This is a genomic window from Microcoleus sp. w1-18aA5 (assembly GCF_036701705.1).
Lineage (GTDB): Bacteria > Cyanobacteriota > Cyanobacteriia > Cyanobacteriales > Microcoleaceae > Microcoleus.
The window spans coordinates 99,676-112,489 of record NZ_JAUPTE010000012.1 but is presented as its reverse complement, the minus strand read 5'-3'; the positions used below and the strand labels follow the sequence as shown (position 1 = coordinate 112,489).

Sequence of the window (12,814 nt, the reverse complement as noted above, 5' to 3'; positions counted from 1 at the left end):
GGGGTAAAAAGGCGATCGTTCCTTGTAGTGCAAGGGTTTGTGAGATTTGAACATTCCCCCTACTGGGGGAACTTCAGATTAAAGAATGGAAGCATTGAACCCACGGATTCATCCGGGGGTTTGTATCCTGGATGCTTTCACTCATTCCCAATGCTGTAATCTAAAATCTCAACTCTCAAATCGTATTACTTACTCACCGCCAGCGGACGATCGCAATTTTAGTCCCCTTACCCACTTTGGAAACAATTTCAAATTCGTGCATCAACCGTTTAGAACCACTGAGTCCCAAACCCAAACCCTGATTAGAAGTATAACCGTCAGTCATAGCCAATTCGATGTCGGGAATTCCCGGGCCCTTGTCTTCAAATATCAGCCGTAGCCCTTTGCGCGTGCCTAATTGGAGTGTTTCGAGAGTTACAGTTCCCCCTTTGCCGTACTCTACAGTATTGCGGGCGAGTTCGCTGGCTGCGGTAACGATTTTCGTTTGGTCTAGTAAACCGAATCCCATTGCTACAGCCCAAGTTCGCACTTGCTGTCGGACGTGGACTATATCGGATGACGATCGGATTTCTAGTGTCTCACGTTTTGACATGGCGGCTACTGTACCAAAATAGAACTTCTCCCCAAAATATAGGACTTAGACTCATCAACTTAGTTTCTCCTAATAAGACTTACGCACTTACTACGATTTTCTCTCAAAAGAGAAGATAGTGCAGGAATCTCAAACCCTTGATTTAACCCCCTTGAGTGCGTAAGCCCTCTCCTAAGAAATCTTCAGTTTGTCAACAAGGTATGTACAAACAAACTAGGTTTCGTGATTGCCTGTGCCTCAGTCAGGGGACAATTAATAGACTGCTTACGCTTGCCCGTCAAGAGACAAACCCAAGGATTTTCGCAACAAAATCATGCCTTTTTCAACGCTTAAAGCTGTGCGAACTCCTGTCAGGGAAAGGCCCAACTCAACGAGGGTAATAGCAACCGCTGGCTGCATCCCGACTACAACTGTCTCCGCATCTAAAATTCGTGACATACTAGCGATATTGTTGATAATGCGACCGATAAAAGAATCAACAATTTCGAGGGAAGAAATTTCTATTAACACACCTTTGACACCTGTTTTGACGATGCGGTTCGTCAGGTCATCTTGCAGCGTCATTGCTAAGCGATCGTGCATATCTACCTGAATTGTTACTAGCAAAAATTCTCCCATTTGAAGAATCGGTATTCGTTCCACAAATTTACCTATTCGTTAACTTTTACTTGGGTTTACCTGTCAGACTGCAATATGTTTATCTTTCCTCTTTAAGATTTTTTATAGTTAAACCTTGGCGCTGCAACGCGACCTTAAAAGCATCTGCTAAAGTAGCTTTTGTGAGAATATCCTGCAAGTCAACTCCCAAATGAACTATGGTTTGAGCTATTTGCGGACGAATGCCACTGATGATGCACTCAGTACCCATTAAACGGGCGGCGGCGACAGTTTTTAATAAATGTTGAGCAACTAAAGTGTCAACAGTCGGCACGCCTGTAATGTCTAAAATTGCAAATTCTGAGCCGGTTTCCATGATTTCCTGCAACAGAGTTTCCATGACTATTTGAGTGCGGGCACTGTCGAGAGTCCCGATCATGGGTAAAGCGAGAATGCCTTGCCAAAGTTTGACGACGGGTGTTGACAATTCGAGCATTTCTTGCTGCTGGCGTTCGATGACTTCTTCGCGAGCTTTGAGAAAAATTTCTGTCACCCAAAGGCCTAGCTGGTCTAATAAACTGGTGGAAAGCCAAAGTTGTTCGACAAGTGCGTCGCGGTTTTGTGTCAGTTCATGACAAAGCCGATCGAACAATGGCTTTTTGAAGCATAAAATGAAACTCGCTATCTCTGAGGGAGTAAAGCCTCTCTGAACGCGCGATCGCGAAACTTCTGCTAGCAACACCCGCATATTTTCCCATTCGGGTGTCTGGATGTCGCTAAAGTTACCGTGCCCCACTGCAATGTGGAGCAATTGCAGGAACTCTTGACACTCGGAGCGCAATTCTTTGGCTCTCATCAAGTCGTCCCGCCGCAGCCCGGTATTTTGCAGTTCTTTGAGCCAGTCTGCTAGTAACTCTGCTTTGTGTCTTTGTAGGATTTCCGCGATCGTGTTATTGCTTGTGAGTTCCATTAAAATTATCTCCTGCTTAGCAATTGGAATGAAGTTGTACGAGCGATTCCCTACGGGATAGCTTCGCACGCGCGCACCAAGCGTGTTTTTTGATGATGGGGCAACTTCTGAGTTTAGCTCACTGTTTGCTGTTTTCGATCGAGGGTTAAGTACCTAATTGTAAAATGCGTTTGACGATCGCACTCGTAGAACTCGGAACTTCTATTTCGATTAAGGAAATCTTGCCACCTCCGGCGATAACAGCCGGTGCTTCTGGCAGAGTTTCGACTTGATAGTCGCCTCCTTTAACGTATATATCAGGCTTCAGGATATTTATCAGTTTAATTGCTGTAATCTCGGCAAAAATTATTACGGCGTCTACTGGTTTGAGGGCGGCCAACACTTCGGCTCGCTGATTTTCCGGTACGATCGGGCGGGGTGGCAATCCCGGCTGCTGGGGTTTGATAGCTTGCACGCTGGCGTCGCTATTCAAGCCCACCACGAGCGATCGCCCCAAATTTTTTGCTGCCTGCAAATAGCGGACGTGACCGCAGTGCAGGATATCGAAGCACCCGTTAGTAAACACGAGCGGACGCCACTTGTCCGGATCGGATGCGAGCGATCTTTCAAGTTCTTTCAACGTGTAAACATTAGAAATCATTGCAGTCATTACCACCAAATTTGAACAGCGAGCAAAATTATCCTACCAAAAAATCTGAATTCTTGCACTTTTAATATTGAACAATAAATCCTTCAACCTGGCAATAATTAATAGCTGTAAATGACTAAATAGGCATTAGTAATCTGTGACTATTAAGCAAGAATATAGAAGTAAAAATTACCGGCGACGAAGCTGATATGGCAAACAGAATTTCCAAGTAAAAAACCGCTATTCGTGTATTTGTGACTGCCGTATCGTGCTGTTGGTAATTGGATGTTAAAAAGGTTGGTAAACAATTATTTATTCCCGCCCTCTCTTATATCAATTACTATAAGACAAGGGATTTAGTTCCCCCGCATCGGGCAGGCGATCGGGGTGTGAGAGCCCTAGGGGGTGAAACCCAACGAAACGCGCTCCTCCTGTGTCTATTATTTCTGACACCGCCGCGCGAGCGAAAGCTAGTTAAAAGCACCGAACCCAAGCGTGCAGAACTCATCTTTACGCTGGATTCGTCAGACTATAGAAGAAGCCAGCAGTTGCTTGCTGCCGTGTCTGGGCGCAATCTTGACCAAGCTTTACAGCCAACCCAGAAGCGCACAGCCTTCTGTGTCCAACTCTATATAGCTGTGCAAAAACTCGACCTTTTGGGTCGTAACCGCAGCCTGTGAAAACCCAGAGGAAAGTCGAGTTCGGTACTCGAAGCAGCTATTTTGGTGGAAAATAGCTAAACTCGTTCAACAAAATCCACTCAACTACCCCTTTGAATCTAAGGGTGTAGAATTATCTAACACGAATTATGAAAGCAAGTAATAGCCGTCAATTTTCTTCAGTAGCTGCTCGAACTCTCAAAGTAGTGGGGATTATCTTGATTCTCTCTGCTTTGCTTGACTGCATTGTTCTGTCGCTGCCGGGAGAAACTTCAGACCTTCTCAATCGAGGCTGGCAGTTGACTGCAGCAACTCAGATAGTTGACAAGGGCATTATTCCTTTGATCGGTATCGCCCTCCTGATGACTGGCTTTTGGGTGGACAGCAGCAGTGGAGTCTCTATTGAGCGACGCAATGTTTGGCTGGACTTGCGATTCTGGGCCCTGTTGATTTCCAGCTTGTTAGGTCTAGTTTACCTATCTCTGGTTCCCGTTCACCTCAACAATACTCGTTTGGAACTCAAGGATGCTCTGACTCAAGTCGATCAAGAAGCGGGACAAGCGGAAGGTCAACTTGAGGCACAACTTAAAAGCCCTCAATTTAAAGCTCAGGTAGAACAGCTCAAAAGCCAGCGTCGCAGCCAGATAGGGGCGCTGCTGCAAGACGACGGGAAGCTGCAACAAGCACTCAAGAGTCCAGAGGTTCCCAAGGAATTGAAAGCTGTGCTTGAGGAGTCGAAAAATGACCCGAAAGCCCTCGACAAGTTCCTGGAACAGCAAGCTCAATCACTTCCCACTCAAGCTCGCAACGAGATTCGCACCCGCAAGCAACAAAAAGAGAAAGAGTTAAGAACTCGATCGAGAAATTCGAGTTTGCAGACGGGAATCACCAGTTTGCTGTTAGCGATCGGCTACATTACTGTCGGTTGGACGGGATTGAGAAGTATGGGAATTCTGCGGTTCGGCCGCCGCAAAAATTGACCAGCGCTGGCAGGGATCGCGCTGGTCGAGACATCCCTGAGAAATAGTTTGTTTACCAAATAGTTTGCCCTTACTGAAAGCTGGGAATGTTCTCAATTTATATTCTGACTTACAACGAAGAGATTGATATCGCCGCTTGCATTGAATCGGCACTGCTTTGTGACGATATCATTGTAGTTGATTCTTTCAGCACCGATCGCACCCTTGAGATTGTTCAGAACTATGCCGTGCAAACAGTGCAGCACCCCTTTGAAACTCACGGACGCCAGCGGACTTGGATGCTCCAAGAAGTCCCGTGCAAGTACGAATGGGTTTACATCCTCGAAGCTGACGAGCGGATGACGCCTGCACTGTTTGCTGAATGCTTAAAGGCGATCGAAAGTCAAGAATATATCGGCTATTACGTAGCTGAAAAAGTAATATTTATGGAACGCTGGATTCGCCGCAGCACTCAATATCCGCGCTATCAAATGCGCCTCTTTCGCAAAGACCGAGTGTGGTTTACTGACTACGGTCACACTGAACGCGAAGTCTGCAACGGTCCTACTCACTTTTTGAAGGAAACTTACCCTCACTATACTTGCAGCAAAGGTCTTTCCCGCTGGATTGAAAAGCACAACCGCTACTCGACTGACGAGGCGGCTGAAACTCTCCGCCAATTAGAAGCAGGTCAAGTAAATTGGTGGGGTTTATTGTTTGGCGCGTCGGAGGTGGAAAGGCGCCGCGCTTTGAAAGATTTTTCTTTGCGCTTGCCTTTGCGGCCTGTGGTGCGCTTTTTCTATATGTATATTTTACTGGGCGGATTTCTTGACGGCCAAGCGGGATTGGCTTGGTGCACGCTGCAAGCTTTTTATGAATATCTAATTTTGCTAAAAGTTTGGGAAATGAAGCATCTACCACTGCCAAAGTTAGAGGTAGCTGCAGAACAATCTCTTTCGGAAGTAGTAACAGTTGAGCAGTCAAAAGTTTCTTATAATCTTGGCGCTTCCGATACTCGAAATTAAAAATTGGTAATGGTTCAGTTGACAGTTGACAGTTGACAGTTGACAGTTGACAGTTGACAGTTGACCGCACGCGGGGCGACCTCTACCTGGAAGTCCGAGGATTGGAGTAATGAGTAGTCTTCTTTTAATTTCTCCCGATCAGGCTTGGGGCTTTAAACCAATTCTTTCTGGTAATTGGTAATGGGTAACTGGTAATCAGTAATTGGGAATTAGTATTACATCCGTTACATCCGAAGAAAGCCAATCCGTTGCAGAACTTCCTTCTTTCGCCACAACAACAAAACAAAAAAAAACCGGTTTCTTGGAGAAACCGGGTTTCGGAATAGCTTCAAAGTTTTAGGTTTAATAAAGTTTTGATTCTTCCTAACTCAAAACTCTCATGACTCACAACTTAAAACTGTTGAGATTTTGCTGTTGTTTTTGCCCGATCGAGCTTTAAGATCAATACCCCCAAAGGTGGCAAACACAAGTCGATCGAATAAGCACTGTTGTGGAACCACCACTCCTCAGTCCACTTGCCCCCCAAATTCCCCATATTGCTACCGCCGTATTCCCGCGCGTCGCTGTTAAACAACTCCGTATAGAAACCTGGTTCCGGCACTCCTACGCGATAGTGAGAGTGTGGCTGCGGCGTAAAATTGCACACCGTCACCACAAACTCGTCGCCATCCTTCTCTCGGCGCACAAATGCCACGACACTGTGTCGGTTGTCACTGCAATCAATCCACTCAAACCCATCCTCAGCAAAATCTTGACTGTAAAGTGCCGTTTCGCTGCGGTACAAATTGTTCAAATCTTTAAAAAACAGCTTCAACTTTTGGTGCGGCTCGAATTGCAGCAAACGCCACTCCAAATCCCCCCAAACGTTCCACTCTTGCCACTGGCCGAACTCCATCCCCATAAAGATCGTTTTCTTTCCGGGATGAGCAAACATAAAAGTAAACAAACACCGCACGTTTGCAAACTTTTGCCATTCGTCCCCTGGCATTTTCCCGATGATGTGGGCTTTGCCGTGGACTACCTCATCGTGGGACAAAGCCAGCATGAAATTCTCGCTGTGGTTGTACCACATACTGAAAGTTATGTTGTTCTGGTGGAACTGGCGGAACCACGGGTCCATGTGGTAATAGTCGAGCATATCGTGCATCCAACCCATGTTCCACTTCAGGTTGAAACCCAAACCGCCTACATAGGTCGGCCAAGATACCATCGGCCAAGAGGTAGATTCTTCGGCGATCGACAACGCACCTGGGAAATAGCTAAAAATGACGTGATTCGCCTGACGCAGAAAATCTGCCGCCTCGATATTTTCCCTGCCCCCGTACTGGTTGGTCAGCCATTCTCCAGGTTCGCGACAGTAATCCAAATAAAGCATCGAGGCTACGGCATCTACGCGAATCCCGTCGATGTGGTACTTGTCAAACCAGAACAGAGCGTTTGATACTAGGAAATTCCGCACTTCGTTGCGGCCGTAGTTAAATACTAGGGTTCCCCACTCTTTGTGTTCGCCCTTGCGGGAGTCGGCGTGTTCGTACAAGTGAGTTCCGTCAAAGAAAGCCAAGCCGTGGCCGTCTTTGGGAAAATGTCCTGGTACCCAGTCCACCAGTACGCCAATACCGTTGGCGTGACACTGGTCAACAAAATACATGAAATCTTCAGGTGTGCCGTAGCGGGAGGTTGGGGCAAAATAACCGGTGACTTGATAGCCCCAAGAACCGTCGAAAGGATGTTCGGCGATGGGCAGCATTTCGATGTGAGTGAATCCCAAATCTTTGACGTAGGGTATCAGCCGATCGGCTAATTCCCGGTAAGTCAGAAAGCGCGCCCCAGGATTGAGTTCCGAAACCTGCACGGCGGGTTGTATTTCCCCATTTGGTAGCACGGCGGGTTCGTCAGTAGCCGCGTGCAGCCAAGAACCGATGTGGCATTCGTAAACCGAAATCGGCTGCGTCAGTGGGTCTGTGTGCCGCCGCTTTTCGATCCAAGCGCTGTCGTGCCAAGTGTAGGTGTCTAAGTCGGTGACAATTGATGCTGTTTTAGGCCGCACTTCTTGCTGGAAACCGTAAGGATCGGACTTTTCGTAGGGATGTCCGTCTTGGTTTTTCACTTCGTATTTGTAGGAAGTTCCCACGGATAGTCCCGGAATAAATAATTCCCAGATGCCGTTTTGCGACTTCCGCATTTGATGTTTGCGGCCGTCCCAATAGTTAAAATCTCCTAAAACAGAGACGTTGCGGGCATTCGGAGCCCAAACGGCAAAATATACTCCTGTGATGCCGCCTACTTCGGTGAGGTGCGCCCCGAGTTTTTCATAAATGCGGTGGTGATTGCCTTCTGAGAATAGGTGCTGGTCGAATTCTGTGAGTTTGGGTGATCGAAAGGCGTAGGGATCGTAGATGAAGCGCTCATGTTCCCCTTCTTTGACCCGCAATTGATAGTTTGCTAGTTCTGGGGTGTCGATCGTACATTCAAAAAAGTGAGGGTGATGTTCTGATTTCATCGGGTATTCGGCCCTGGCCTCCGGCAAAACTACGGATACCGCATCCGCATTCGGCAGATAAGCTCGGACGACCCAGACTTTTTTGCCATTTTCTTCGATCGCGTGAGGGCCTAGCACTTCAAATGGATCGTGGTGCTGATTCCAAACAATTCGGTCAATCTGTTCAAAGGGGACGGTCGCGGGCATAAAACTACTTACCTCAATCTTTTAACTAAATGGCTTTCAAAACCTAGAGCGGCGCTGCACTTTACATTTGGATACATTTTTGATCGCTGATCCTACCACTGATTAGCATGATCTTGACTGCAGCAGCTCCAGCGCGCGCCCTTGCACACACGGCAGGCTGTTGCCTTGCCGGCGGCAGAGCTGGGGTTTTGCTGCTAACATCTAAGTATAGAAATATTAAAACAAATTGAAAAATTTATATTTTTCCGAAATATCCTTGACTTATTATTTAATATGTGATATGAAAAATTTTCAAACTATTGTCGATTTGCCGCGACAGAAGGGTCAAGCCTGTAAGTGTGGGGCAGCAGTTAATAGTTTACCTGGAATTTTCAGGTAGGGAGGATAGCCTGATCGATAGACTTTCAGATTCTGGAGGCTGGGTTTCCCCACAAAGTCCGTGAATTTGGGCAATACGCTCAAACAGCCAAGGATGCCTAACTCGGTATTGAGGAATCAAAGCTAAAGCACTCAGCATGGCGACAGCAGCAAGCAATATCTGCCATCCTCAAGGAATTGCCTACCAAACTAGCACCATCCTACCAGCGACGGTGAAATAGGTTTAAAGCAGCACTGAGGCGCAACTGGAGCGAGTTTTGCCGAGGCAGGGTTAATACCGAACTGGTGCGGCGCCAATTGAATCACTAAACTTGCTCAAAACAGACGGCTCGATGTGATCGACCGCACAGACGCGAAACTCGTAGTCAACAAATCGAGTAGCAATGCCGATGCTGTCATCGAGCCAGTTTTCGACGAGCATCCAAGTGTCTGCTTGCTTTCCTCTCGTCTGTGGGAACAGTTGCGGGGAAGGCAAGGGAGACTGGATAGAGTGCAAAATTTGCGTCGAGTCTCGCTTGCCTCCGGTGGATATTCAGTTGAGGCAGCAGCAGTGGCAATGTCCTCAAACATCCTGTCACAGGTTTGAGTTTCAAGACCTGCAGGCCGGGAGTCATTCGATTTGAGATTTTAGATTTTAAATTTGAGATTGACACCACGGATAAATCCGGGGGCTTGAGGATGCAAGGATTTTGGATTTGGGATTGATTCCACGGATAAATCACGTGGCGGGTACCATCAAGAAATTATTGGTCAAATTTTCTAGTTGAAAGGGAATGTTTTTGTAACGCAGCGAATCAGCGGACTTTGCTGCGGTAACGGGACGTACTGAACTTTAGTAGTAAAAGCATCAGACAATCACTACCACCCAACTTGAGACCTAGACCGATGAGATGAAAAAATGCGAGGAGCGAACCATTTTTCACCCCGAGGCTAGGCTCGTTGGGCACCGACTCGGACAGAGCCCTTGTTAGGGCTTTTTAGGAGTAGGGGCAGGGCTAGTAGTGGGAGTGGCCTTTGGAGATGGAGAAGAAGCAGCAGGAGGAGTAGTAGTAGTAGTGCCAGGTCCGCCCGGAGAAGGGCTGGTGGGGCTGGTGGTCTCACCTCCGCAGGCGCCGAGGGCGGCTGCCAAGCCCACTACCAAAGTCAAACGAATTAATCCCTTGTTCATAAAAACTCCTTAACATTGAAAACCCATCGCAAGGAAGGGAATAGTGTACTTGAGAAACAATGCTGGCACGAATAGCTCAACGATTCGCTCGTTGATTACAATACTGCATTTATTAATAAATTTCACATAGATTATCGCTAACCAGCAAAGATTTCTTTTTTTTGGCAAATCCTGAAGTCAAAGAGACCAGTGGTAGGATGGGTTGGTTGGCTTGTGAGGTATCCTTGGTAAGGATAGCCGATCGAACGCAGATAGCCACCACTGGCGATCTCGGAGACAAAAAACTTTTAACCTCAATCAAGCTGAAGCTACCCCATTTTACGTATTGGTGAACTCTATGACCGCTGCTATCAGATCCCCCGATTCTCCCCGCTCCCGATCGACCCGCAAGCCCGCTGCTGGCGCTGCCAAAAGCAAAGTTACTTCTATTGCCAAAGCTAGGCGGGCGAAGACAGGGCCGGTATTGCCCAACTACTCGCCAGCAGATGAACAGGCTCAGACTCGATCGTCGGCATCAGTGCTGAAAGTGTTGCCCAATCGCCAGCAGCAGCCAGTGTGGTTACGATCGCTCCTGCAGGCACAGCGCGCCTCCTCAGTGGTAGCGCTTATGCTTTTGGGCGGTGCTCTGAGTCTCTACGGCTTGACAGTTTACGGCGAGCAGCGCTGGAGTCAGGAGTATCAAAAACTGGAAACTCTGCGCCTCCGGGAACAGCAATTGAGTGCTTCTAGCGAAGTCTTGAAACACCAACTTGCTAAAGAAGCCCAAAATTCCGAAACCGGTTTGGTTCCACAGAATCCTGGGGACACGATTTTCTTGCAGCCGGCCCCTGAAACTCGATCGCCCGTTGCGGCACCAAATTCTGAGCCCGCTCTCAAGAGTCGAGCCGGTGTGGAAACACCGCTGGGCTATTAAACCTGTGTCAAAGCGGAGAGCGCCCGAGGGCCTGAGTGTCCGAGGGCTTGAGAATTGGAGGATCTAATTTCCTTGTTGACTTTTTTGCAAGTCGCGATCGATTTTCTGCTTCCCACCGTAAGTTACAGATTAAAAATAATTAAGACCACTTCAAAAAATAGAATGCAACTGTAGGTGATCCAAACCCTGATAGGGAATGCTCATTCCCAAGTCGTGAATTTTATCTTTTAAGATTTAAGTTATAAATTCTAAATTCTAAAACGCTCTAACTTGCTATTGAATTTTTAATGCCATGAGCTACGACCCCCGTTTTGACCGCTACAGATCGCCGAATTTTAAACGCAAAAAACAGGCGGGCGATTCCCTACGGGATAGCTTCGCCGCGCGTACTGGGTGGGAAAAACCAGCAAAGCCTAGATATTCCGGCAGTTTCGGCCGATCGCCACAACAGACGGCTGCATCTTGGGGGCGACCGGTGGAGCGTTTAAAGCGCAGCAAGTTCCGTTTGTGGGCGGTGTGGGCGGTGTTGATGCTGGGGGGGCTGGGGCTGGCCGTGAATTTGTTTTATTTGCAGGTGACGCGAGCTCCGGCGCTGCGTAAACAGGCCGAGCAGCAGCAAACTCTCAAAACGAAGCCCTTTGTACCAAGACGCCCGATAATTGACCGCGCAGGAAATGTTTTGGCGATCGACAGACAGGTGTACACGCTCTACGCTCACCCGAAGTTGTTTAACCACTCGAAGGCGGAAATTGCTGCTAAATTGGCTCCGATGCTGGCGATCGAACTGACTCCGGGCACTACGTCGGAAACTGAACTGATACGCAGGTTTAATCTTGCTGAAAGCGGTATTACAATTGCGGAGTCTCTACCTCAAGAGGTTGCCGATCGCGTCGCTGGGATGCAAATTAAAGAGAGTCTGGTCGATGGCTTGGAGTTGCTGCGGCAGCAACAGCGTTTTTACCCGCAGCAGGAATTGGCGGCGGATATCCTCGGTTATGTGGACGGGGAACGGAAGGGACAAGCTGGGGTGGAATACAGCCAGCAGAATTTGTTGGAACGATCGATGCCGTCGATTCAGTTTAGCAGGTCGAGCAATGGGAATTGGGTTCCCGATCGGCTGACGGCGGGATTTGTACAGCTTGATGACTTGAAATTGCAATTGACGATCGACAGTCGCTTGCAGCGGGTTGCCCGAAGTGCCCTCAAGGAAAAAATGAAGCAACACGATGCGAAGCGGGGGACAGTGATTGTGATGGATGCCCGTAACGGGGAATTGCTGTCAGTTGTGGCGGAACCTTCTTATGACCCGAATCAATATTTTAATTTCGATTTGTCGCGCTATAAAAATTGGGCTGTCACTGATGTTTATGAGCCTGGTTCGACTTTTAAAGCGATTAATGTGGCGATCGCTCTGGAAGCGGGTGCGGTGAAACCTAATACTGTGTTTAACGATGAAGGTCGGATTTATATGAATCCCTGGACTATCCAAAATTCCGATTACCAAAGAGCAGGCGCGCGCGGGCCTTCGACTGTTACTGAGATTTTGAAACATTCTAGTAATGTGGGGATGGTGCACATCATGAGAACCATGAAACCTTCTCTTTACTATCAAGCTTTAGAAAAACTCGGACTCGGACAAACTGCGGGAACTGATTTGCCTTTTGAAGTAAGCAGTCAACTTAAAAATCGAGAGCAATTTATTAACTCTCCGGTGGAAGTTGCTACTACGGCCTTTGGGCAAGGTTTTTCGATTACTCCGATGCAGTTGGTGCAGCTTAACGGCGCTTTGGCTAATGGTGGCAAGTTAGTGACTCCTCACGTTGTGCGGGGACTTTTTGATAGGGAAGGTGAAGCTTATTGGAAGCTTCCGAGGGCGGTTCCAAAGCAGGTTTTTTCGCCGGAAACTACTAAGCAGGTGTTAGAAATGATGGAAACTGTGGTTGATGGTGGTACGGGGAAAGCTGCACAAATTCCTGGGTATCGGATTGCTGGAAAAACAGGCACGGCTCAAAAAGCTAATGCTGGTGGGGGTTATTCTAAGAACGCGATTATTACTAGCTTTGTGGGGATAATGCCTGTGGAGGCTCCTCGGTATGTGGTGCTGGCGGTGATTGATGAGCCTAATCAGGGTTCTTCGGGGGGTACGGTGGCGGCTCCGATTGTGGAGTCGGTGATGGAGGCGCTGATTTCTATTGAGAAGATTGCGCCGAGTAAGAAGTAGTTGATTATATCTGAGATG

General features: G+C 47.8%; 11 protein-coding genes. 4 read left to right on the top strand and 7 right to left on the bottom strand.

Features of this window, described 5'->3' with window-relative positions; translation table 11 throughout:
* Positions 1 to 193: 193 nt before the first annotated feature.
* The 4 genes from Q5691_RS06765 to Q5691_RS06750 form a co-directional block, all read right to left on the bottom strand.
* The gene (locus tag Q5691_RS06765) at positions 194 to 592 is read right to left on the bottom strand and encodes an anti-sigma regulatory factor (RefSeq protein ID WP_333210020.1); all 399 of its coding nucleotides are present in this window, start codon (positions 590 to 592) and stop codon (positions 194 to 196) included.
* Positions 593 to 856: 264 nt separating this feature from the next.
* Positions 857 to 1,234, bottom strand: a complete 378-nt coding sequence (locus Q5691_RS06760) for an STAS domain-containing protein (protein WP_333210022.1) — start codon at positions 1,232 to 1,234, stop codon at positions 857 to 859.
* Between the two features lie 55 nt (positions 1,235 to 1,289).
* The gene (locus tag Q5691_RS06755; RefSeq protein ID WP_333056896.1) at positions 1,290 to 2,159 is read right to left on the bottom strand and encodes an STAS domain-containing protein; all 870 of its coding nucleotides are present in this window, start codon (positions 2,157 to 2,159) and stop codon (positions 1,290 to 1,292) included.
* Positions 2,160 to 2,304: 145 nt separating this feature from the next.
* Complete coding sequence (locus Q5691_RS06750; protein ID WP_445300131.1) at positions 2,305 to 2,799, bottom strand: adenylyltransferase/cytidyltransferase family protein; 495 nt, start codon at positions 2,797 to 2,799, stop codon at positions 2,305 to 2,307.
* Positions 2,800 to 3,595: 796 nt separating this feature from the next.
* On the opposite strand from Q5691_RS06750, the gene hpsJ-B reads away from it, so the two are divergent.
* Together hpsJ-B and Q5691_RS06740 are read left to right on the top strand one after the other, a co-directional pair.
* The gene (hpsJ-B, locus tag Q5691_RS06745) at positions 3,596 to 4,426 is read left to right on the top strand and encodes a hormogonium polysaccharide biosynthesis protein HpsJ (RefSeq protein ID WP_333210026.1); all 831 of its coding nucleotides are present in this window, start codon (positions 3,596 to 3,598) and stop codon (positions 4,424 to 4,426) included.
* 86 nt (positions 4,427 to 4,512) lie between these two features.
* Entirely contained in the window at positions 4,513 to 5,430 is a 918-nt protein-coding gene (locus tag Q5691_RS06740) for a glycosyltransferase family 2 protein (protein WP_333210028.1), read from the top strand.
* A 391-nt stretch (positions 5,431 to 5,821) separates the two neighbouring features.
* Here the strand turns inward: Q5691_RS06740 and glgB are convergent, their stop codons facing one another.
* The 3 genes from glgB to Q5691_RS06725 all read right to left on the bottom strand — a co-directional run bounded on the left by glgB (position 5,822) and on the right by Q5691_RS06725 (position 9,662).
* The gene (gene glgB / locus Q5691_RS06735) at positions 5,822 to 8,116 is read right to left on the bottom strand and encodes a 1,4-alpha-glucan branching enzyme (RefSeq protein ID WP_333210030.1); all 2,295 of its coding nucleotides are present in this window, start codon (positions 8,114 to 8,116) and stop codon (positions 5,822 to 5,824) included.
* 649 nt (positions 8,117 to 8,765) lie between these two features.
* On the bottom strand, positions 8,766 to 8,915 hold the full coding sequence (locus Q5691_RS06730) for a hypothetical protein (RefSeq protein WP_333344238.1): 150 nt from the start codon (positions 8,913 to 8,915) through the stop codon (positions 8,766 to 8,768).
* Between the two features lie 546 nt (positions 8,916 to 9,461).
* Positions 9,462 to 9,662 carry a serine protease gene (locus Q5691_RS06725; RefSeq protein ID WP_333210036.1) on the bottom strand — a complete coding sequence of 67 codons (201 nt, stop codon included), beginning with the start codon at positions 9,660 to 9,662 and terminating at the stop codon, positions 9,462 to 9,464.
* Positions 9,663 to 9,999: 337 nt separating this feature from the next.
* Here Q5691_RS06725 and Q5691_RS06720 point away from each other — a divergent pair, with 337 nt between their 5' ends.
* Entirely contained in the window at positions 10,000 to 10,575 is a 576-nt protein-coding gene (locus Q5691_RS06720) for a hypothetical protein (RefSeq protein ID WP_333324926.1), read from the top strand.
* A gap of 292 nt (positions 10,576 to 10,867) precedes the next feature.
* Positions 10,868 to 12,796 (top strand): penicillin-binding protein 2, encoded by a 1,929-nt coding sequence (locus tag Q5691_RS06715; protein ID WP_333344237.1) that lies wholly within the window; start codon positions 10,868 to 10,870, stop codon positions 12,794 to 12,796.
* Positions 12,797 to 12,814 lie beyond the last annotated feature (18 nt).